The following is a 23171-nucleotide window of genomic DNA, read 5'->3' as shown; positions in this document are numbered from 1 at the left end:
ACCGGACCAAACAAAACACGCCGTTGGCCCGTGTGGTCAGAAGTGAGTGATTCGAGTGCAGTCTGATATACGCGTTCTCGAGCTTGAGCCGGTTTTCACTGATGAGCAGTTCCGGGTACCCCTCAAATTCGGAACCGGGGTCATCCGGGCAATTACGTCGCTTACCGTACGTGCGCGGGTGGAGACCCGTTCAGGTAAGATTGCCGACGGCTACGGCAATATCCTCCTGAGCGACATATGGGCGTTCCCCAGTGCAGTCTTGCCTCACGAAGTCCGTGATCAGGCCATGCGCGAAATTGCCATTCGCTTCTGTGACTTGTTGGTTACCGATTCCCACTTCGGCCATCCCGTAGACTTGTACATGGAGGCAAAGCCCGGGCTCCTGCAGATCGGCGAGGCGGTGGGCGCTGACCTGGAACTCGGCGAACCCGTGCCGGCTCTGGCCTCTCTCGTCTGCTCAAGCCCGGCGGACGCGGCGATCCACGATGCTTTCGGCAGAGCCAACGGTGTGTGCTGCTACGATGCCTACGGGCCGGAGTTCATGGAGTACGATCTATCGCGCTGGTGCGGCCCTGACTTCGCCGGGCGCTATATCAGTGAGTATATCCTGAACGCGTACAAACCCCAACTTCCGGTGTTCCACCTGGTCGGCGGAATGGACAAGCTGACGGCAGCCGAGATTACCGACGATGACCCGGATGATGGGGTGCCCGTGAGTCTCGATCAGTGGATCGCACGTGACGGGCTTCGCTGTTTCAAGGTCAAGTTGAGGGGCACGGACATCGACTGGGACGTGGCGCGGACGAAGGAAGTCGCCGATGTTATCCAGGCCACTTACAAGCAATTGGGCATGAACGGAAGCTTCTCGCTGTCCACTGACTCAAATGAGATGAACGAGAGCCCTGCCACCGTCCTGGAGTATCTCGACAAACTCAGGAGCGCCTCACCGCTTGCCTTCGATAGTCTTCTGTACCTGGAGCAGCCTACCGAGCGAGATTTAGCGGTGCACCATTTCGACATGTCTGAAGTGGCCTCCATCAAGCCTGTGGTCGTGGACGAGGGGGTCACCGACGTCAGCAAAGTGGACCTTGCCCGGGAGCTCGGGTGGTCTGGTGTTGGCATCAAGACTTGCAAAGGTCATTCATCCTCGTTATTATACGTCGCCAAGGCCCTGGAAGCAGGCATGGTGCTGACCGTTCAAGACTTGACGAACCCCGGTCGCTCTCTACTGCACTCGGTGGGCTTCGCTGCCCGAATCGACACGCTGATGGGTGTCGAGTATAACTCGCGGCAATTCATCCCATGGTCGGAGCCGGATTTCCGCAGCCGCCACCAGCCGCTGTTCAGTGTCATCAACGGGAACGTGTCTACGGAGACCATAGGCGCGTCAGGGCTGGGCTATGACTGAGCCGACCGGTCCCGGCTTCGCAGGATGAGGCTGCGGTGACTTGGCGGGGGGATCCCGCAGAACCTGAATGCTAAGGAGATGGGCGATGTCGGCTCCTACCCGTCACGCCAGGCTGATTGCCTGGGTCGAAGAAGTCGCTGCGATGACCAAGCCGGATCGGATCGTATGGTGCGATGGTTCCCGTGAGGAATACGACCGCTTGATGGCGATGATGATAGAGTCGGGCGCGGCGATACCCCTCAACCCTGAACTGCGCCCAAACTCAGTCCTGTTCCGGTCAGACCCCAGCGACGTAGCGCGAGTGGAGAACCGCACATTCATCGGCTCACTCACCGAAGAGGCTGCCGGCCCCACGAACAATTGGGTTGACCCGACTGAGCTCAAGGACATCATGCGGCGGCTGTATGACGGCTGCATGAAGGGACGCACGATGTACGTGATCCCTTTCAGCATGGGGCCGGTGGGGTCGGACATCGCAAAGATCGGCGTGGAACTGACAGACAGCCCGTACGTCGTGGTCAACATGCACATCATGACCCGCGTGGGCGGGGCGGTCCTGGAAGTTCTTGGCGACGACGGGGAGTTCATCCCGTCCCTGCATTCCGTAGGCAAGCCTCTCGCCGAAGGTGAACTGGACGTTGCGTGGCCGTGCGCGCCCATGGAGAAGAAATACATCTCGCATTTCCCTGAGGAACGACTGATCTGGAGTTACGGGTCTGGCTACGGCGGCAATGCACTCTTGGGCAAGAAAACCCTGGCCTTGCGCATCGCATCGGTGATCGCCCGGGACGAAGGCTGGCTCGCTGAGCACATGCTCATCCTCAAGCTCACCAACCCAGAGGGCGAGAGCAAGTACTTCGCTGCGGCATTCCCCAGCGCCTGCGGCAAGACGAACCTCGCGATGGTCGTCCCCACGCTGCCCGGCTGGAAAGTGGAGACCGTCGGCGACGACATTGCCTGGATGAAGTTCGGTCAGGATGGTCAGCTCTACGCGATCAGCCCTGAAGCCGGCTTCTTCGGGGTCGCCCCGGGTACTTCCATGGACTCCAATCCCAACGCCATGAGGACCATCGCCCGAAACACCATCTACACCAACGTGGCCCTGACCGAAGAGGGCGACGTCTGGTGGGAGGGCATTGACGGCGCGCCGCCGCCCCGGCTGATCGACTGGAAGGGCAACCCGTGGCACCCCGGCATGGAAAGCACCGCAGCCCACCCGAACGCTCGTTTCACCGTCCCCGCCGCGCAATGCCCCGTGATCGCCCCGGAGTGGGAGAACCCTGAAGGGGTGCCGATCAGCGCCATTGTGTTTGGAGGCCGGCGTCCAAGCACTGTCCCGCTGGCATATGAGGCATTCGACTGGAATCACGGCGTCTTCCTGGGGTCGGTCGTCGGCTCGGAAGTGACCGCCGCCGCTCTCGACCTGCAGGCCGGAACCATCCGGCGCGACCCCATGGCGATGCTCCCCTTCTGCGGGTACCACATGGGCGACTACTTCCAGCACTGGCTGAACCTCGGCGCGACCCATGACCGCAGCAAATTGCCCGCGATCTTTTTCGTGAACTGGTTCCGGAAGGGCGATGACGGCCGCTGGCTGTGGCCTGGTTACGGTGAAAACAGCCGTGTCCTTGCGTGGATCTTCGACCGCTGTGCAGGACGCGCCGAGGGCATCGAAACACCCATCGGCATCCTGCCCACTCTCGAGGCGATTGAGCGTCCCGAGAGCGTCTCGGAAGAGGATATGTTGGAGTTGCTGTCAGTGGACATTGAGGGCTGGCTGCACGAGGTGAATCTGATCCGCGAACACTACGCACAGTTCGGCGCGAAGCTTCCGAAGGAACTCACCCGGCAACTGGAGAATCTGGAACAGAGACTGCGCGGGAGTTAGCCTGTAACCCCGCTCCTACGACGTCGTGCCGGGGGGTCTGCGTCGGGCATTGCTCTCGCGGACCCACTGCGACCCACCCGACAAGGAGAGTGCCACATGCCCGATACACAGCGCCCAGTACACGGTCTTGAGCACCACGGAATAAGGAATGTCGGCAGGGTCTACTGGACTCTACCCACAGCCCAGCTCTATGAGCAGGTCATCCGCCGCCGCGAGGGTCTGCTCGCCCACCTTGGTCCCATCGTTGTGCGCACCGGCCACACCACAGGAAGGTCGCCTAACGACAAGTTCATCGTGCAAGAAGAAGTCAGCGGGGACAAGATCAACTGGGACGGAGAGGTCAACCGGCCCATCTCCGAGGAGCATTACCAGAAGCTGTACAACCATATGTTGTCATACATCCAGGGCCGAGACCTTTTCGTACAGGACTGCTACGTCGGCGCCGACCCCCAGTACCGCCTTCCGATTCGGGTCATTACTGAGGACGCGTGGCAGAGCCTGTTCGCCCGGAACATGTTCATTCAGATCAAGGACCGCGAGGAACTGCTCAACCACGTGCCACAGTTCCGGATCATCTCCCTCCCCGGCCTGCACGCCCAGCCCCCCGAAGACTACGGCGTTGCGTCAGAGACATTCATCATCGTGAACTTCAAGGAGCGCACTGTTCTCATCGGCGCCACTCGTTACGGGGGCGAGATCAAGAAGTCGGTTTTCACGATCATGAACTACCTGCTGCCGCAGAGCGAAGTGCTGTCGATGCACTGCTCCGCGAACGTGGGGAACCAGGGCGACGTGGCGCTCTTCTTCGGTCTGTCTGGCACAGGGAAGACAACCCTCTCGGCCGATCCACGCCGTGCTCTCATCGGCGACGACGAACACGGCTGGAGCGAGAATGGGATCTTCAACTTCGAGGGCGGTTGCTACGCCAAGGTTATTCACCTGTCGCGCGAGGCCGAGCCGCAGATCTACGAGTGCACCCGGAAGTTCGGCACCATCATGGAAAACGTGATGGTGGATTTCGAGACACGGCGGGTTGACCTCGACGATGACTCCTTCACCGAGAACACCCGGGCGGCATACCCGTTGACCCACCTGGACAACATCGTCCGCGGGGGTGTGGCCGGGCATCCCAGGAATATCGTCTTTCTGACCTGCGATGCATTCGGCGTCATGCCGCCCGTAGCTCGCCTGAACCCTGATCAGGCCATGTACCACTTCCTGTCGGGCTATACCGCGAAGGTCGCGGGCACTGTTGTCGGCATAAACGAGCCCAAGCCCGCTTTCAGCGCCTGTTTCGGCTCGCCATTCATGGCTCTGCACCCAGGCGTCTACGCGAATATGCTAGGGGAGCGCATCCGCAAACACAAGGTCAATGTCTGGCTGGTGAACACAGGCTGGACAGGCGGCCCGTATGGCGTCGGCCACCGGATCAACATCGGGCTGACGCGCACGATCCTCAACGCCGCCATCAACGGAGACCTCGACGACGTGCCGATGCGCCAGGATCCGTTCTTCGGCTTCGACGTCCCGACACACTGCCCGGATGTGGAGACCCGGCTTCTCGACCCCAAGAACACCTGGGGCGATCCAACGGGGTACGACGAAGCCGCGCGGAAGCTCTGCGCTGCGTTCCGCAAGAACTTCTCCAGTTTCGAAAGCGGCGTCTCGCCCGAAGTGATCGCAGCGGCCCCGCCGGGATAGCTAACCAGTCGGCAAGCTACGCACACAAGAACGCCCGGCCGGAAAACCCAGCCGGGCGTTTGGCGTGCGCCGGTCTGTCGAGGTACTACACGATGCGGGGCATCGCACACCATGCAACGCGGCGCCGATTTACGCCATGGCGGCGCAGATCGCATCGGCCATGTCGCTGGTGCCGACTGCAGTGGGGTCGTCACGGTCGGGCTTGAGGTCGTAGGTGACGGACTTCCCTTCTTTGAGGACCGCCGCAACCGCGTCCTCGAGACGCTGGGCGGCTTCCGTTTCCCCAAGATACCTCAGCATCATAACCCCGGACAGAATCGTGGCGACGGGATTGACCTTGTTCTGGCCGGCGTACTTGGGCGCGCTGCCATGGGTGGGCTCGAACACCGCGCAGTCCGCTCCTATGTTGGCGCCCGGAGCAACCCCGAGACCGCCCACGAGCCCGGATGCAAGGTCGCTGATGATGTCCCCGTAGAGGTTAGGCAGCACCAGCACGTCGTACAGATCCGGCTTTTGAACCAGCTGCATGCACATGTTGTCCACGATGCGATCTTCGAATTCGATGCCGCTGTCTGCGTATTCCTCTTCGGCAACGCGCCGCGCCACATTCAGGAAAAGCCCGTCCGAGAACTTCATAATGTTTGCCTTGTGGACGGCCGTCACCTTGCGACGGTTGTTCTTGATGGCATAGTCGAAGGCAAACCGCACGATGCGCTCTGTGGCAAAGACGGAGATGGGCTTGATGCTGATGCCGGAGTCCTCGCGAAGGCGCACTCCTTCGATGTCCGCGATGGTGTCGATCATCTTCGCAGCTTCGAGAGAGCCCATCTCGAACTCGATGCCGGCGTAGAGGTCCTCAGTGTTCTCGCGTACCACGACCAGGTCGGTCTCCGGGTAGCGAGAACGGACGCCCTCGTAGTATCGGCACGGGCGCAGGCAGGCGTACAGATCCAACTTCTTGCGCAGGGCCACGTTGACGCTGCGGAATCCCCCCGCGACTGGAGTGGTGACCGGGCCTTTGATAGCGACTTTCGTGCGCCGGATCGACTCGATCACATCGTCGGGCAGGGGCGTGCCCTTTTCCTCCAGCACATCAACCCCCGCATGCACGACTTCCCACTCGATCGCGACGCCCGTGGCCTCAACGCACTGCTTCATAGCCGCGCTAACCTCAGGCCCAGTACCGTCGCCGGGGATGAGAGTAACCTTATACATGAGCGAACCACCCTTCGCGGACCGGCTTCAGCCGGCTCAGACTTCGGAGAACCGCATAGTACCAAGGGACACGGGAATCTGCAAGGATTCCGCCAAATGGACGAAGAAGTGTGTATCTGTGCAGTCGTCACCAGACCAGCACTGGAGGCAGACAGTGACCTATTACGACAATGCTTTCGAGGCTCCGCGCGGACTCATCGAGCGCGCTCAGAATGACCGCCAGAGCCTGATGCGCAAGGAGACTGAAGACTTTTTCCGTATCCTGCATGAACACTACGCCGACCGGCAAGCTGCTCACTGGGATCGTGACTACTCATCCGAAGCGGCGTTTCTGCAATCGGTGGACGGCAACCGGCGGCGGTGGCTGGAAGCCGTGGGTGATTACGGCGAGTGTGTCGAGGATATGAACCCGCTGGTGGAGCCGTGGCTGGAAGATGATAGTATGATCGGCTACTGGGTCACCATCGACCTGTACCCCGGTCTGCGCGGACGCGGCACCCTGGTTCTGCCGAAGAACGCCGAAGGACCGGTCCCTCTGGTTATCTGCCAGCATGGTATCGGAAGTTCACCCGAGCGCGTTTTCGGGTTCCTGGATGACGCGATGCTGTACCACGAATACGGACGACGCGTTGTCGAGGCGGGTTTCGCGGTCCTCGCGCCGTGCAATATCACGGAAGGCCCCCCGAGAGCCCGCCAGACGCGACTTGCCAGCCTCCTTGGCAAGACCCTCTGGGGCCTGGAGATCGCGAAAATCAGACGCCTGCTGGACTACGCAGCGACCCGCGAAGAGGTGGACGCCGAGCGTGTCGGCATGTGGGGCATCAGCCTTGGCGGCGCCTACACCCTCTTCACGATGCCCCTGGAAATGCGCATCAAGGCCGGTGTATGCTGCGCCTGGTTCAATCACCGCGTCCGGAAGATGGTCTTTGACGACCCGCGCTACAGCTGCTTCCTGTCGGTGCAGGAAGAACACATCTGGATTCCGGGGTGGTTGCGGGAGTTCACTGACAGCGACCTCGTTTCCCTCATCTGCCCCCGGGCCTTCATGTCGCAGACAGGTAAAGCCGACGGCATCGCCTGGTGGCCCTTCGTCCAGGAGGAGTTCGCCCACGCCCGCAATCACTATGCGAGATTGGGCATCGCCGAACGCATTGAGCTGGATCTGCACGAGGGCGGTCATGAGATCCGGGTGGAGACCGGTCTGCGGTTCCTGCGCAGATGGCTGGTCGAGCACCGATGGTAGGCTGGATGCGAGCCTGAAGGTGCGGCCTGCTCGGTGAGAGCCAGTGCCCTGGGACGGCGCGCCGCGTGCCCCGTCAAACCTCATTTTGTGCGCGAGGACGTCATGAACTACGGAATTGGCGTGATCGGCGTCGGTGTGCGCGGGCAACACTCGTACGAGCTTGCATTGAAGGCTCATCCTTCATGCCGTCTGAGGGCGGTCAGCCAGTACCCGGGAATTTCCGATGCCATGCTGGAGGGCAAGGATCCGAAGGTCCAGGCGACCCAGTATGCCCGGGAGCACGATGCTGTGTACTATGCCGACTACCGTGATCTCCTGGCCCGCGACGACGTGCAGATCATCAGCCTTATGTGCGAGCCCTCCGCCGCGCCTGAACTGGTGGAGGCTTGCTGTGCAGCAGGCAAGCATATCGTTCGGGACAAGCCGATCTGCCTGGACATGGACGGGGCGCGGCGCATTGTGCGAGCCGTCGACGATGCCGGAGTGCGGATGCTGGTCACGCTGGGCACCCGCTTCTCCCCCACTCTGCGGACCATGCGCGAACACGTTGTCAGCGGCGCCGTAGGCGACATCCTGGTCGCGAACTTCACCTTCATCCAGGGTGGCGGGCCGTTGGAGGGTTTCATCGCAAGCCCGGGGTACTTGGAGAGCGTGGGCGGCGGGGAGGTCACCAATTTCGGATACTACGCCCTCGACTACCTGCATTGGATAACGGGCTCCGAAGTGGAATCCGTCTACGCCTCCATGGGCAGTGCGTTCTATCCAGACTACCAGTACGCGGGTCTAGAGGACATGGGCTCATTGAGCCTGCGGTTCGAAAGCGGCGCTGTGGGGCACATGACCACGGGCCGGACAACCACCCAGTCCCCACCGGAAAGCTATTTCCGAGCCGACGTGACCGGGACGGCGGGAACGATCAGCTGCTATTCCGCGGCAGAGCAGGTCACGCTGCACAATGGCGGTGCGCGCAACCTGAGTTTCGCGCCCGAGGCAATTCCAGCCATGATCTCCGCGTTCATCCGCGCCCTGGACGAGGGGTCAGAGTCGCCCATCACAGCACGAGACGGGGCGAGAGTGCTGCGGGTGCTGAAAGCCGCTTATCTCTCGGCGCGGGAAGGACGCGAAGTGCGGCTCCGAGAGATCCCGGGGTTTTGAGCCGCGATGGTCGGTCAAGGAACCTTCTGCAACCTCAGAGCATTCTAGTTTCTGGCTGAGTCTGTCCCACCCTACGGGAGTCCCTCACGTGCCCAACCAGGATGCCACGCGTTTCAATCCCACGTGCCCCCTCACACTCGTGTATGGCACCGCTTCCAGTCTGCGCCAGCGGGTCGTCGACCAGATTGTGGCTGCCAACCTGCCGGAGGCTGAGCGTGAGTGGGGCCTGGTAGCGGTTTCCGCGCCGGATGCGGGCCCGGAGGGCATTGTCAGCATTCTGGGATCCGGCTCGCTCATGGCAGATACCCGGGTTATCGTGGTTCGCGACCTGGACAAGCTCACCAACGCGGCCCAGAAATCCCTGGCGCAAGGCGTAGGCAGCATCCCGCCGGACACCATTCTCGTTCTGGACGCCCAGTCCAGCACCGAGTATTCCCGCAAAGGCCCCCCTGTTGCGGCCGATCTGCGCAAAGCCATCGAGGCAGCCGGTCAGATCATCGAGGCCGGCGCTCCTGCCGACCGCGAGCTTCCCGCGTGGGTCGCCGATGAGGTCGCGGCAAGAGGCAAGTCGATCGAGCCGCCGGCTGCGAAAGCCCTCGTGGAGACTGTCGGCAGCAGTCTCGAACTGATCCTCGGCGAGATTGACAAATTGATTACCTACGTGGGACCGGGCCAGGCGCGGATCAGCCTGGCAGACGTGCAGAACATCGTGGTGGGCGAGCGCGAGAACACGGTTTTCGACCTCGTTGATGCTATCGGAAGGCGGGACGCGCAGACTGCGCTCACCACTCTCCCCGACCTCCTCCCAGCCAGCGGCGCGCAGGGAGCGGCAATGCCGATCCTGGCGATGATCGCTCGACAACTGCGGCTCGTGTGGCAGGCACGGGTTCTCGGGGCGGCCGGCGTGAACCTGGAGCGGCCTGGGGATGCCGTCGAGCGGTGGGCCGACCGGCTGCCTTCGGAACACAACTTCTTCGAGGCCACCAAAGGCCGGCGATTCCTGATTGCAAAGTACCAGCAGCAGGCCCGAAATTTCAGCGACGTGCAGCTGGTCCGCGCCTTCGTGAAGGTTCACGAGACCGACCTTGCTCTCAAAGGGCAGGGCGCGCAGCGCATGGATGACCGGCTGGCTCTGGAGACTCTGATCATTTCCCTCTGCAGGCTGTAGTATGACCCTCCTGACCGCGCCCCTGCTTTTCGCAGCGATCTCCTCCGCCGCATGTCTCGCCGGAAACCGCCTGCTCGCGTGGATGTTCCCGCGCGAAGCAAGCACTCGTGGCGGCCTGCTGTACTCCCTTGCTCTCGGGTTCGGTCTCATCGCCTATCTGCTGGCGCTGGCGGGCATCTTCGGGAAGCTAAATGTGCTCTCCGCGGTGCTCATCCTTCTCTTTTCCGCTCTAATGGGTCTCGGAAGAGCGCGCGTCCTCGCTGAGCTCGTCAGAGGCACCGTCCGCACTGCGACGAACACCTTAGCCTCACCGGGACGGCAGATTGTGCTGCTTGCGGTGCTTGCCTGCATGGCAGTTGTCTTGCCCCTCTCCCTGCTCATTACAGGGGTTGGCGGCAGCTCGGTGCTGTGGATCGCAGCCATTGCGTTGGCGTCTATCGCGGGACTTGCACTGGTGAATCCGAGCTCGGGCATTCCGTGGCTTTTGGTGGTCTGGCTCCTGGTCACGTTCCTTGCCGCGCTGGCCCCGCCTGCGGACAACGACTGGGACGGTCTTGCCGAACACCTGGCCCAGGCGAAGATATACGCCCGCACGGGGCACTACGCGCCGCTTTGGTATGACCACCATTCCCACTTCCCGGCGGTGCCCCAGTTGCTGTTTAGCCTGGGCATGCTGTTCCAGGGCCCGGGCCTCGCGAAACTGTTCCACTGGGCCTTCGGGTGCGTCGCTCTCGGGTCGGCGTGGCTCATCGCCCGGCGTCACCTGGGCCGCGAGTCAGGCCCCTTTGCGGCTCTCACCTTCGCCGGAACGCCGCTCGTGGGCTGGCTGATGCAGGTCGGATACGTAGACCTGAGCACCACCGCGCTCGGCTTGCTGGCTCTGAGTGCCTTCCTGGACTGGCGGAGCAGTCGCGAGACCCGGACACTCGTCCTGGCCGGGGTGCTCTGCGGGCTGATGATGGCTACAAAAATGCAGGGCATCCCGCAGTTCGGGATAGTGCTCATCGCCGTGACCATTTTGGCCTTGCGCGGCGCGGATGGCCCCGGACGGGCACTCAGACCTGTGCTCCTGTTCGGGTTGCTCGCCGGCACAATCGCCTCGCCGTGGTACATCAAGACCTGGGTGCTCACCGGCAATCCCGTGTACCCTTTCGCCTATAGTGTCTTCGGGGGGAAGTACTGGGGGCCTGATGAAGCAAAGGCGTATGAGTACCACCAGCGCGAGTTCGGCGTGGGGAGCCTGCCGCCATCGAAGGAGTACTTCAAACTCAGCCCGTCCAAACGCCGGTTTCTGGGTCCGCGCGCGCCGCTCAATATGCTGCTGGCGCCGCTAAATCTCACCGTCAACCCGGTGCCTTTCGAGGTCCACCGGCGTCAGGGCAGCCGCGCGGCATTGCCCACCTTTCTGCAGTACTGGATCGGCCCACTGTACCTCCTGGGTCTGGGCGCGTGGTTCCTTCTGGCGCTGGCGAAGTCGCCCCCGCCCGAAACGCGCCGAACCGGGGCCGTGATCCTGTGGATGGTACTCCCCTTGTGGCTGTGGTGGGTGTGGTCGATGCAGCTTTCGCGTTACGCGCTGCCGACGGTGGCTTTGCTGGCTCCGGTGATCGGGGCCGCCTGGGCGAACCTGCGCCCCGCGATCTTGCGCGCGGTGCCCACCCTCTGGCTGGCGGTGGCCGTGGGGATGGCCGCCTACATCGCCGCGCCGGCGCTCTCCGTCACTCTCGGGCTGTTTCCCGAGGATGCCTACCTGCGGGCAATGTGTCAACCGTACCAGGCGTCGCGGGTGCTCAGTGAACTTGTGCCCGAAGGGAAGAGGGCGATTCTGTACGGAGAACCACGAGGGTACTACATCGACTGCGACTACCTTTGGGGCGACGCCGGACATCACCGGCTGATTCCATATGATCGACTGACCACCGCACAAACGCTCATCGACCACCTGCGCAGCCGCGGAATCACCCATGTCCTGCTGAACCTTGCACAGCTGGGCGTCTGGGGGCCTGAGGCCGGGCCTCCGGTGAGCCTTCTACATGAGGCGTGGAAAGATGGACTCGCCAGGACCGCCGCACCGGACCGGGTTCCGGAGCCATACCTGATCCTGGAGATCCAATGAGGGGTTGCAGGCATTCGGTAAAGCCGCCGAGTTCGTCTCAGCGCGAACGCAAAGGCCGTTCCCCCGGTGGCCACCGACAATCGGCTCCGCAGGGCACCGTCTCAGCCACACAGACCGGTGCCCCGCGAGTGAACTGAAACCCCGGCTCTGTCCTCTTATATGTCCATGCTCATAGACTTTGCACGCACTCCGTCCACTGCGTTGAGGTCATTGACGATCTCGCCGACCTCCTCCTCAGACCCGCAGCAGTGCAGCACGATCAGCCCGTAGTTGGCGCAGTAGTCCTGCGATGTCTCGTGCAGTCCAAGGCGCACCTTGATCTTGCAGCCGTGCTTGGTGAGGATATCTTGCACCTTCACCGCATTGTCGACCCGCGAGTCGACTCTCAGTGCAACGATCCAGCCGCATGCATTTGCCATTCGATTTCCTCCCTTAGTTACCGATCGCCTGGCTCCTCGAGGTCGTGTATGATGCGCGGCGTTACGAACAGCGCGGGATGAGATTCAACCCGGGCGTTGATCATCTTCAGCGCGCCGCTGAATCGAGTGTTGTATTCGTCGAGTCCGCGCTCGAATCCTGCAATCTGTAGCGTGGCGCCGTCAGGGACGGTGACCAATGTCTCCGTGCCCACGGTCTGGGTTATCGGGACCGCTACTCCGTTGGGCCCAATGATGCTCCCTGCGCCTTCGATGAAGGTGGGCCGGATCAGCATGGTCACGGTGTCGTTATTGTTGATACGCGGCTGGACGAAAAGTTCGGTGCCGATGAAGATGGCGTCCACGCGCGTCTGTACAAACCGGCGGCCGGCCTCGTCGTAGGTGACTTCGGACGTGAAGTACGGCAGCATCCGGCCCATGGTAATGATAGCCGGGATGTTGTTGGTTGCGGTGATTGACGCGCCGGTCACGGCCTGTCCGGTGGTCTCGCGACGGTCAACTCCCGCGGCCGTCCAGCCATCCCTGTCACGCTGTACCACCTGAAGGCCGCCGCCGGGCAGGTTCCCGCTGGTGCTGATCACCATGTCCGCGAAGCGCCGGCCGAAGTCGATGCCCCACTCGTCAGTGCGCGAAGCGGGAGCATCCACAAGGCGCGCTTCGATGTTGACCATTCGCGGCTTCACATCGAGCAGGTGGATGATTTCGCGCAACTGGTCGATGGCCGCAGGGGTGCCTCGCGCGAGGATTGCGTTCTGGTCGGCCAAGGCCACCGGTGGACCGTACAGGCCGGCAGGCAGCAAAGCGGACACCCCTTGCTGCTGTCCCTGGCGGACCTGCTCCGACGCCGATACGAATGCGGTGGCCCCATATTGCCAGCGGGGCTCGATGGAGTCGATCTCTTCCGGCAGACCGCGAACCAGGGTGCGCGCGAAGTGGTTCACCCACTCCTGGCGGCTACTGGTGAGCTGCTCCTGCGTGGGCGCCTCCCCGCCGAGCATCGCGGCGAGTGTTGTGGCGTCCATCCATTTCAAGGGAATGACGACCATCCCGTCGATCTGTGCGAAAATCGGGGCGCTTAGTGCCAGCGTGACTGCCACTACCAGGCTTTTCACGGGCCCAGCCTCCTGCGGAACACGCAAACGATGCCCCGCGTTTACAAGGACGTTGGAATGATACCCACAGTTCCAGGCGCTTCGCAAGCGGGCTGCCTGACGGCCGGAAGCTTGCCCGCCTGCTTTCAGGCTGCTACCATTGCTGGTGCGGTTCCACGCGTTCTGTCCGAAGGAGTGTTGCTTGTGCGTCTCACATGGGCGGTTCTGATGCTCGTCCTGCCAACAGCATCGCAGTGTGCGTCCCTGCCGGACTTCAGCGTCATGCCGGCTGATTACACGGTGGATGTCTGTGTGCTGGGTGGAGGACCAGCGGGGACCGCCGCTGCCATCGCCGCCGCGCGCAATGGATCGGACACGCTGCTCATCGAGCAGTACGGCTACCTCGGCGGCATGGGCACGGCAGCCAGCGTGAATATATTCATGCCCTACCGCTACTCGGGCGGCATTTTCCGTGAAGTCCTGCACAGATTGGATACCCTCTCGGCCCGCAAAGGCGCGGCTTTTGACCCGAACCTGATGCGCGTCGCGCTTGATGAACTGGTGGCGGAATCCGGCGCTAAAGTGCTCTTCCATACCCGGGGCGTGGCGTGCATCACGGGCCCGGGCCGGCCCTGGCAAGGGAAAGAGCGCCGGAGCATTGAGGGGCTTATTATCCACAACAAAACAGGCCTGCAGCGCGTCAATGCGAAAGTGTTCATCGACTGCACCGGCGATGCGGATCTTGCGGCTTGGTCTGGTGTGCCCTTCGAGGTGGGTTCGGACGAGACCGGAGAGCCCCAGCCGATGACCATGATCTTCCGCATGGGCGGCGTCACCTACAAGGGTGGTTCGCTCATGCAGTGGCCAGGGATGGAGAACTACTGGGCCAGCTTCTGCTGGAACCCGAACCCTGGCGAGGTCACGCTGAATATGACCCGCATCCAGGGCTACAGCGGGATCAACGGCGAGGACCTCACCGCGGCCACCATAGCCGGGCGCCAAGCGGTGCTGCAGGCGGTGGCTGACCTGCGCAAGAACGTGCCGGGGTTCGAGAACGCTTATCTCGTGGCCATGCCGGAACAGATCGGGGTGCGCGAGACACGACGCATCCACGGGGCGACGGTGCTCACTGGCGACCAGATCATCAACCCAGGGCGCATGTATGCTCGCCGTGTGGACGTGATCGCGCGTAACGACTACGACGTGGACATCCATGATCCGAAGGGCACGAAAGCCACGATCATCCGGCTGAAGCAGCCGTACGACATCCCCTACCGGTGCCTGCTGCCGCAAGGCGTTGACAACCTGTTGGTCGCCGGCAGGCCGATCTCAGCCGACCACGTGGCCCACTCGTCACTTCGCATCCAGCCCACCTGCTATGCTCTGGGTCACGCCGCGGGCACTGCAGCGGCCATCGCGGTGCGAGATTCCCTGGGCCCGTGGGAAGTCGGCCAGGGGAACGACCCGTCGCTGGGCCAGCCGCGGCTGCGAGAGCTTCAGGCAACTCTCATCAAGCAGGGGGCCGACCTCGGCGGTGTGCGTGCGCGTGAACTGGGCCTATACGACGAATGGCGGCGATGGCAACTCAAGTTCCGGCTGGAAGCATTCCCCATGAACCGGGATTTCGACGATGTCCCCCCGGACCACGTGGCCTATGACGCTGTGCGCGGACTCGTGCGCATGGGGATTTTCAGGGGGATCAGCGAAACCGAGTTTGGCGCAGCCAACACCGCCACCGTCGCCGAAGGTGCCGTGGTGATCGCCCGGGCACTGGCCATTCTCCCTGCCCCTGAAGGCGCTCCGGAAGTTCAGTTCACCATGCCCGAACGTCTCAAAGGCAAGTGGTGGTCGGCAGGCATACAGGAGTGCATCACGCGGGGCATCATTCCGCTGGAGGATGTGGAGACCCTGAACCCGGATGGCCCACTTCAGGCCGAAAAGCTGTGGGAGTACATCGGCCGCGCGCTGCCCGAAGGTTCTGCGCTGCCCGATTGCCCTCCCGAACTGGTGCGGGACGGGATTATCACTCGCGCCGGCCTTGCTTTCGCGCTGTCTCAAATGGTCCAGGGCTGGCCGTTCTAGTCTGCCCAGCGCCGGTTATTGGAACAAAGATTCCATAGGATAATTGCCAATCCTGACCGCGAAAGGTTGCGGGGGCATGCCACGTCTGTTATACTTCGTCCCTGTGGGCGCAATGATTGCAGCTTTCATCGCAGGAATTGCTGAAGGACGTAACAGATGATTCACCTCGAGGGCGTTAGCGTCGTCTACCCGTCTGGCGTGCAGGCCTTGAACGATGTGACCCTGCATGTCGGCCGAGGTGAGTTCTGCTTCATCGTGGGGAGCTCGGGCAGCGGGAAGTCGACGCTGCTGCAGCTGATCTACCGCGAGCTTGCACCCACTTCCGGCCGCGTGGTCTTCGACGGCCAGGACGTGGCGCAGCTACCCGCTACCAAAGTCCCCTTCCTGCGCCGCAAGATCGGCATCGTTTTCCAGGATTTTCGCCTTCTGCCGGACATGACGGTGTGGGAGAACGTGGGCTTTGCGCTGGACGTGCTGGGTGCAACCCGCCGTGAGAAACATCGCAAAGTGCCAATAAGCCTGGAGCTTGTGGGGCTTGGAGAGAAAGCGGCATCTTTCCCAACCGAACTGTCGGGGGGCGAACAGCAGCGGGTCTGCATCGCCCGGGCTCTCGTCAACGGCCCGCCAGTTCTGCTGTGTGACGAACCCACCGGCAATCTCGACCCAGACACGTCCTGGGACATCGTCGAACTCCTGTCGCATATTTCCGAGACAGGCACAACAGTGCTCATGGCAACGCACGACAAATACATCGTTGATCGCCTGCGCAAGCGCGTTGTGAACCTGGTACGCGGCACACTGGTCCGCGACGATCAGACTGGGACTTACGATGTCTCTTAATACCTTCGAATTCCTGGCAAGCCAGGCATCATCGGCAATTCGGCGCAATCCGCTGGTCACCATGGCGGCGATTACCAACGTGGCGGTGGCGCTCGCGATCCTCGGCTCGTTCGCTCTGGTGGCAATAAACCTGCATCACATGGCGGCCCTCGAGGCCCAGTCCGCCGTGATCACTTGCGAACTGGATGAGGGCGCAGATCCGGCTGACGTGGAGGCCGCGCTCCTGCTGGATATGCGGGTGAAGGACACAAAGTTCGTCACCCGTGAGGAGGCACTGGAGAACCTGGCGAAGAAGTGGAACTTCGACCTTGATATGCTCAAGGCCATGGGAAATCCGCTGCCTGACACCATTCTGGTCTACGTGTCAGACCCCGAAGAGATCGGCGCTGTTGCCGAAGCAGCGGGTAAGGTGGAGGGCATCGGGAAGGCCTGGTATCCCGAACAGATCACCGAGAAAATCCTGACCGTCGCACGTGGGGTGAAAATCTCCGGTCTGGTAGTGGGCGCTATACTCATCTTGGCCACCCTGACCGTGATCAGCACAACGATCCGGTTGACGATCTACGCTCGCCGGCGTGAGATCAGGATCATGCAGCTTGTGGGCGCCACGCGGTGGTTCATCCGCCTGCCCTTCCTGCTCGAAGGCCTGTTCCAGGGGGTCATGGGAGGCCTCGTGGCCGCGATTGGCGTTATGACTGGTTATATCTATCTTGAAGCCTATGCTGAGCAGAATCTACAGTTTGTTTCGCTTTACACCACCACCGACTTCCTGGTGCTCTTCGGTGCAGGGGTCGTGTTGACGGGAGCGGTCTTCGGGGCAGTGGGCAGTCTGGCGGGCATTCGCCAGTACCTGCGCACCGTCTAGATGTCCGAGGTGATTGCCTTGAACACCACACAACCTGCCCGCATTCGGCGCATCTCGGCCGCTCTCATGTCGATCGTGCTCGCATGCCTGATCGCCGCATCCCATGGCTTCGCAGCCAATCGGAGCACACTCAAAGGTCGCCTGGAGGGTGCCAAGAAGAAGGTCGCCGCCGCGAAGCAGGAGATTGTCCGGAAGCGCGAGGCGGCACACGAGGCGAAGAACGAACTGATCGACGCACAGCAGGAACTGGCTGCCGCCGAGTCCCGCCTCAGCCGGGCACGGCGACGCCTCGAACAGACTCGCGAGGAACTCATCGTCGTGCGCCGGGAGCTTGCCGAGGCGCGTGCGCGGCTCGCCAAGCATCAGAAAGCCATGTCCGAACGCATTCTGTCCCTGTTCCGGCAGCAGGAACCGTGCTATCTGGAGGTCGTCCTGCGGTCCACGAGCTTCGAGGACTTCGCCAGCCGCACAGAATTCACCAAACAACTGTGTGCCTGGGATGAGCAGACCCTGACGGTGTTCGCTTCCGACCGGGCGAAAATCGAGCGGCAACAGGCGCTCCTGGAGAAGAAAGAGGCGGAGCAGAAGGAACTGGAGGCCAAGGTGGCGCGCGAGAGGAAACTGGTGGCGGCCAAGGCGGCCGAGGCCAAGGTGCTGCGGGACCGCGCGCTGAATGACCTTGCCGAGGCAGAGCGCCAGTACCAGGCCCAGGTGGCTGCTTCCAGGGCCATCGAGGCGCAGCTGGCCGCCATTGCACGCGGGGTTGGTCGCTACCGCCACGAAGGCGCCTGGAGCGGAAGTCTGCTCAAGCCAGTTGCGGGACCGATCACGAGCTCCTTCGGATACCGCATCCACCCGATCCTGCGAACGCGCAGGTTCCACAATGGCATAGACATCAGTGCGCCCGGGGGCTCAACGATCCGGGCCGCTGACAGCGGGACCGTGATTTCGGCAGGCTGGCAGCCGGCCTACGGTCTCACGGTGGTCATCGACCACGGCAGCGGCGTTTCCACCATGTACGCCCACTGCCAGCGGGGCAGCATCCAGGTCTCACCGGGTCAGCGCGTGTCACGCGGCCAGCCCATCGCCGCCGTGGACAGCACTGGCTGGAGCACCGGCAACCACCTGCACTGGACCGTCTACAGGAACGGCAGTGCGGTCAACCCCGTGGGTTTCTGACCTTCTGCGGCGAACTAACGCGGGTTGGATGCCGTCTGAAAAGCAGCGCAGAGTTTGGCGTGCAATCATTTTGTGAGATCACAGTTACCTGCGCCGGTCGCCGGTGCAGACTACTACAAAGGCAGGACAGCAACGTGCTGAAAGCATCAGGCAAGTATCAAATCGGCATCGTTTTCCTGATAGCGCTCCTCTCTTTCGCAGGCGGGATGCTGGTCCGTCACGCCATGGGAGTGGACGGTGTATTGACGGTCGCGGCGCGGATCGTTCAAGCAATTCCGGGAGTGTTGCAGATCGAGGACGCCTCCCTGGTGCCCGCGGCTTCCGACCTGCGCCCACTCCAGACATTCTGGGAGGTCCGTGAGCGGGTCAAGAAGCAGTTCGTGTACGAGGTGGAGGACGACAAGAAGCTGACCTACGGCGCAATCCGGGGCATGCTTGGCTCTCTGGATGACCCGTATACCCGCTTCTATACTCCCGAGGAGTACCAAGAATTCCAGGAGGAGACTTCCGGGCATTTCGACGGCATCGGGGCAGTACTCGAGAGCCGCACCGTGGGTGAAGAAGGAGCCACGGAGGTCTTCATCAGCTCCATCTTACCCGAAGGCCCGGCATCCAAGGCCGATCTGCATCCCGAAGACGTTATCCTGACTGTCGATGGCGTTCCCACCAAAGGCATGTCGCTGCAGGCGGTGGTAAACCGGATTCGGGGCAAGCGTGGGACCGAAGTCAAGCTGGGCCTGCGCCGCAACGGGGTGGACAAGCTGCTGGAGGTCACCCTGACCCGCGCTGAGATCAAGGTGCCCGTGGTGGAGCACCGCATGTTGGAGAATCAGATCGGCTACGTCTGGCTCAGGAGCTTCAACAAGCAGTCCGAACCCGCCTTGCGCGACGCCCTGAACGACCTCAAAGCCCAGGGCATGCGCGGACTGGTGTTCGACCTGTCCATTGACGGGGGAGGACTGCTGGACGTCGCCGTCTCGGTGGCTAGCATGTTCATGGACGGCGGACCGGTGGTCTATGTGAAGGAGCGCGGTCGCGAGCCTCAGCCGCTCAATGCGCGCCCCGGCACGCTGGTGGATCCCTCGCTTCCCATGGTTGTCCTCGTAGACCGCGGCAGCGCTTCAGCCTCGGAGATCGTCGCCGCATGCCTGCAGGACCGCAAACGGGCGCTTGTCGTCGGGCAGAACACTTTCGGCAAGTCCAAGGTTCAGACGGTGGCGGAACTCAATGACGGCTCCGCGCTGGTGCTCTCAACCGCCGTGTACCTGACGCCGAATCACCGTGATATCAGTCTAGAGTACGAGGAGGGCAAGCGCGGGGTCAAACCGGATCGTTTCTTCCCGGAACCCGAGCTGGTGGACGGCGAGCGGATCAAGTACAAAGACTGGCACGAGCAACAGATAAAGCTGGCCGTGGAGGTCCTTGAGGAGCAGATCAAGGCAGCCAAAGGCTAGCTTCGGAGGTAGACCGCAGAGCGAGCACGGCCTTGCTTCCCGCGAGGCCGTGCTGCTGTTGCGGCAGAAGACGCGACTATGCCCGGGGCTGCCCAAACGCTCTTCAAGTACCTTCCATCAGCGCGGCCACAGGCGCATCCCCGCCGCGCACGGGGGTAGAAGGCAATGAACGAAGCACGCGCACGCAACCGCCGCGACGCCCGGCTTGAAAAACTCTATGCAGCCGCCGTTTTCTACCGCGCCACCACCTTCATCCTGCTGGTTATTGTCGCCGTGGAAACGGGCGTCATCATCTGGCAGGCGAACAGCGCCCGGTTCGCCCGGGCGATCCGGGTGAATGACAAGATCGTTTGCTTCGTCCGAAGCGAGAAAGCTGCGGAGGAAGTGCGTTCTCGCATCATCGCCGAGGAGAAAGGCAACCTTCCCGGCGCGGCTGTCCTGGACCAGCGTTGGGAAGACCTCAACTGGCCGATGGACAAGGACGACAAGGTCCTCACCATCGCCGAGGCGGTCAAACTGCTGCGGCCGAAACTAACGGTGAAGGTCGCAGCCGCGGCGATCACCCTCAAAGGCAAGGAGCTGGTCGTCCTCGCTGACAAGGAGCTGGCCGACATGGCCCTCACCATGCTGAAGAAGGAGTTCTCCGAGGGCCCTGGAAAGCTCATCGAAGCCAGCATTCTGCCCGAGGGCGTGAAGATCGCCGATACGAAAGCCCAACCCAAAGAAATCCTGACCGACATCCACGCCGCCGTAGAGAAGCTGAAGACCCCCGGCGAGGGGATCGAGCGATACGTGGTGCGGCGCGGCGATTCATGGCGGCGCATCTCGGACATCTACAAGATGACCATCAAAGAGCTTCGCGCCATGAACCCGAAGGTCAAGGACCCACTGCAAGTTGGCGTGAGCCTGACAGTCTCGGTGCCCAGCCCACCCCTCACAGTAGTGACAATCAAAGAAGAGAAACACGAGGAAGAGTACCGCAAGCCGCCACAGAGGATCGAGACAAACACACTTCCCAAGGGCGAGACCCGCAATATCCCGAACACCGGTTCTCCGGGGATCCGCAGGATCACTGAGAAGGTCACGTACCACAATGGCAAGGAAGTCAAGCGGGTCAAAGTGGACGAGACGATTATCAAGGAAGCGGTGCCGGAGCGGATCATGGTGGGTACCGCCGTCGCGGATGATGGGCCCACGGGCGACTGAGTGCAGAGTCTGTTGTTTTCCGCATCGCCGGCCACAGACACAGAAGAGGTGGTCTCGTGATCTTCTCCGTTTTTCTGCTGCCTCTCGTTGCGCTGATATGCCTCCCCTCCTCGGCTGAGACCGTCCTTCTGCACAGCTTCGAGGACCCCGATTGCACCACGAATCTCCGTGCCAACAACACCCAGGTCGCGCTGGTGCCGGAACACGCCACCGAGGGGGGTAAGGCGCTGAGAATTGACTTCCGAGTTACCGACTGGCCCAACGTCTTTTTCGCCGCGCCGCGGGCCTATGAGTTGACCGACTGGCGCGGGTATGGCGCTTTCCTTTTCGACGCCTACAACCCGGACGCCACTCCACTGCGGATCAATGTACGGATCGACGATTCGCCCCAGGCCAATGGCGCGGTCCACTGCAGGCAGGTGGGCGTTGATCTGCCCCCGGGCAAGCCCGTTACTGTTGCTCTTGCTATCCAGATGGGAGACATCGGCATGCGTGGCGGGCCGCCTTCGAAACTGGGGGACGTGAATGGGGACCTCGGGTCTCGGGAACTGGACCTGGGCAATATCATTGCATTCCAGTTCTTCCTGGCACGCCCCACTGAGGCCCGGACTGTCTATATCGATAATGTGCGCCTGAACAAGGGCTCATCACTCGAAGGAATCGTCGATCGCTTCGGCCAGTACGTCGGAGCGGACTGGCCCGGGAAAGTGTATGACGAGAAGGACCTGACGGACCGGCGCGAAGAGGAGGCCCGAGCTCTGGCCGAGGCGCCACTGCCGCCCGATCGGGACAAGTGGGGTGGCTGGGCAGACGGTCCGAAGCTGGAGGCTACCGGGTGGTTCCGCGTCGAACAAGTCGACGGAAAGTGGTGGCTGGTCACCCCCGACGGCAGCCTCTTCTGGTCTGTGGGGCTCGATTGCGTGCGCCCCGACAACAATGGGCCCATCAAGAACCGCGAGTTCATGTTCACCTGGTTGCCCGATAAGGATGATCCACTCTATGCCTTCGGCGGCCGAGACAAGGGTTGGGCGAACTTCTACGGGATGAACCTCTATCGTAAGTACGGTCCAGACTGGTTGGAGCCCTGGCTGGATATGACCCGCAAGCGAATGCTCGCCTGGGGGTTCAACACGGTGGCAAACTGGTCGGACAATCGGGCTTACGCCAAGCTGCGCCTGCCCTTCACTGTACCGATCCACTATGGAGCCAACCGACAGTTCCCCGGAGGCTGGAAAGACATCCCTGACGTCTACACTGACCAGTGGGCCGAGGCCGTAGCCGGAGCGATTGAGAAAACGGCGGAGCTCTGGGCGCAGGACCCGTACTGCATCGGGTATTTCGTGGACAATGAGCTTTCCTGGGGCGCGTGGGGGGAGACAGGGCAGTTCCAGCTCGCCATCAATGCCCTGGCGCTGAGAGGCGACTGGCAGGTCAAACAGCGGTTCACCGCGCTGCTTCGGGAGAAGTACGCAACCATCGACGCGCTCAACGCGGCCTGGAAAATGGAGATTGGTTCGTGGGAGCAATTTGAGGCAGAACCGGTCGAGATCAAGATCCCTGTCACGGACGCACTGAAGCAAGACCTGGCTTACCTGTTACGCGATTTCGCAACACGGTACTTCACGGTTGTCCGCGATCTGATGAAGCGACACATGCCGCACCAGCTCTACCTCGGACCACGATTTGCCATCGCACCCGATGACGTGGTAATGGTCGCGAAGGATTACTGCGACGTGGTTTCCTACAATATTTACGGTCGGGCGCCGTCAATCATCTCCCGGAGCAGGCAGATCGAGCAGCTGGGCAAGCCCGTGGTCATCGGGGAGTTCCACTTCGGTGCGCTGGACCGGGGCATGTTCCACACTGGGCTCGGACCGGTGGCCAGCCAGGAGGAGCGCGGCGAGCAGTATTCGGAATACATCCGCACCGCGCTTGAGCAGCCCTGGTGTGTGGGCGCGCACTGGTTCATCTATGCAGACCAATCGCTGACGGGGCGGTTCGACGGAGAGAACTACAACATCGGGATGGTCAGCGGCACCGACACGCCGTACCCGGAGCTGACCAGCGCGGCCACGCGAATCAACTTCGCGGCGTACAAGATCCGCTCCGGGCAAGTAGAGTAG

The 23171-nt window shown here is 62.1% G+C and carries 17 protein-coding genes; 14 read left to right on the top strand and 3 right to left on the bottom strand.

The window, feature by feature from the left end; genetic code table 11:
- Positions 1 to 55 precede the first annotated feature (55 nt).
- From HPY44_08210 to pckA, 3 genes are all read left to right on the top strand, one after another.
- On the top strand, positions 56 to 1408 hold the full coding sequence (locus HPY44_08210) for a hypothetical protein (protein ID NSW55981.1): 1353 nt from the start codon (positions 56 to 58) through the stop codon (positions 1406 to 1408).
- Between the two features lie 85 nt (positions 1409 to 1493).
- A complete protein-coding gene (locus tag HPY44_08205; protein NSW55980.1) occupies positions 1494 to 3296 on the top strand; it encodes a phosphoenolpyruvate carboxykinase (GTP) in 1803 nt (600 codons plus the stop codon).
- A 96-nt stretch (positions 3297 to 3392) separates the two neighbouring features.
- Complete coding sequence (gene pckA, locus HPY44_08200; protein NSW55979.1) at positions 3393 to 4997, top strand: phosphoenolpyruvate carboxykinase (ATP); 1605 nt, start codon at positions 3393 to 3395, stop codon at positions 4995 to 4997.
- 129 nt (positions 4998 to 5126) lie between these two features.
- Here pckA and HPY44_08195 read toward each other — a convergent pair whose 3' ends face one another.
- Positions 5127 to 6212: an isocitrate/isopropylmalate dehydrogenase family protein gene (locus HPY44_08195; GenBank protein ID NSW55978.1), complete on the bottom strand. Its 1086-nt coding sequence runs from the start codon at positions 6210 to 6212 to the stop codon at positions 5127 to 5129.
- A 154-nt stretch (positions 6213 to 6366) separates the two neighbouring features.
- Between HPY44_08195 and HPY44_08190 the strand changes: the two genes are divergently transcribed.
- From HPY44_08190 to HPY44_08175, 4 genes are all read left to right on the top strand, one after another.
- On the top strand, positions 6367 to 7455 hold the full coding sequence (locus tag HPY44_08190) for a hypothetical protein (GenBank protein NSW55977.1): 1089 nt from the start codon (positions 6367 to 6369) through the stop codon (positions 7453 to 7455).
- Positions 7456 to 7557: 102 nt separating this feature from the next.
- Positions 7558 to 8610 carry a Gfo/Idh/MocA family oxidoreductase gene (locus HPY44_08185; protein ID NSW55976.1) on the top strand — a complete coding sequence of 351 codons (1053 nt, stop codon included), beginning with the start codon at positions 7558 to 7560 and terminating at the stop codon, positions 8608 to 8610.
- A gap of 88 nt (positions 8611 to 8698) precedes the next feature.
- On the top strand, positions 8699 to 9778 hold the full coding sequence (holA, locus tag HPY44_08180) for a DNA polymerase III subunit delta (protein ID NSW55975.1): 1080 nt from the start codon (positions 8699 to 8701) through the stop codon (positions 9776 to 9778).
- Position 9779: 1 nt separating this feature from the next.
- Complete coding sequence (locus HPY44_08175) at positions 9780 to 11894, top strand: glycosyltransferase family 39 protein (protein NSW55974.1); 2115 nt, start codon at positions 9780 to 9782, stop codon at positions 11892 to 11894.
- A gap of 155 nt (positions 11895 to 12049) precedes the next feature.
- Here HPY44_08175 and HPY44_08170 read toward each other — a convergent pair whose 3' ends face one another.
- Positions 12050 to 12313, bottom strand: a complete 264-nt coding sequence (locus HPY44_08170; GenBank protein NSW55973.1) for a hypothetical protein — start codon at positions 12311 to 12313, stop codon at positions 12050 to 12052.
- A gap of 17 nt (positions 12314 to 12330) precedes the next feature.
- Positions 12331 to 13443, bottom strand: a complete 1113-nt coding sequence (locus HPY44_08165) for a hypothetical protein (GenBank protein ID NSW55972.1) — start codon at positions 13441 to 13443, stop codon at positions 12331 to 12333.
- A 183-nt stretch (positions 13444 to 13626) separates the two neighbouring features.
- Here HPY44_08165 and HPY44_08160 point away from each other — a divergent pair, with 183 nt between their 5' ends.
- From HPY44_08160 to HPY44_08130, 7 genes are all read left to right on the top strand, one after another.
- Positions 13627 to 15504: an FAD-dependent oxidoreductase gene (locus HPY44_08160; protein NSW55971.1), complete on the top strand. Its 1878-nt coding sequence runs from the start codon at positions 13627 to 13629 to the stop codon at positions 15502 to 15504.
- A 156-nt stretch (positions 15505 to 15660) separates the two neighbouring features.
- Complete coding sequence (gene ftsE, locus HPY44_08155; GenBank protein NSW55970.1) at positions 15661 to 16344, top strand: cell division ATP-binding protein FtsE; 684 nt, start codon at positions 15661 to 15663, stop codon at positions 16342 to 16344.
- Positions 16334 to 17209, top strand: coding sequence for an ABC transporter permease (locus HPY44_08150; GenBank protein NSW55969.1), 876 nt, complete (start codon positions 16334 to 16336; stop codon positions 17207 to 17209). The genes ftsE and HPY44_08150 overlap by 11 nt, the downstream gene beginning before the upstream one ends.
- Before the next feature lie 18 nt (positions 17210 to 17227).
- Positions 17228 to 18388: a peptidoglycan DD-metalloendopeptidase family protein gene (locus HPY44_08145; protein ID NSW55968.1), complete on the top strand. Its 1161-nt coding sequence runs from the start codon at positions 17228 to 17230 to the stop codon at positions 18386 to 18388.
- A gap of 134 nt (positions 18389 to 18522) precedes the next feature.
- Positions 18523 to 19842, top strand: a complete 1320-nt coding sequence (locus HPY44_08140) for a S41 family peptidase (protein NSW55967.1) — start codon at positions 18523 to 18525, stop codon at positions 19840 to 19842.
- A 165-nt stretch (positions 19843 to 20007) separates the two neighbouring features.
- Entirely contained in the window at positions 20008 to 21048 is a 1041-nt protein-coding gene (locus HPY44_08135; GenBank protein NSW55966.1) for a G5 domain-containing protein, read from the top strand.
- 56 nt (positions 21049 to 21104) lie between these two features.
- Entirely contained in the window at positions 21105 to 23171 is a 2067-nt protein-coding gene (locus HPY44_08130; protein NSW55965.1) for a beta-galactosidase, read from the top strand.

The sequence above is a fragment of the Armatimonadota bacterium genome, from assembly GCA_013314775.1.
GTDB lineage: Bacteria > Armatimonadota > Zipacnadia > Zipacnadales > JABUFB01 > JABUFB01.
This window is presented reverse-complemented; position numbering and strand designations above follow the sequence as displayed.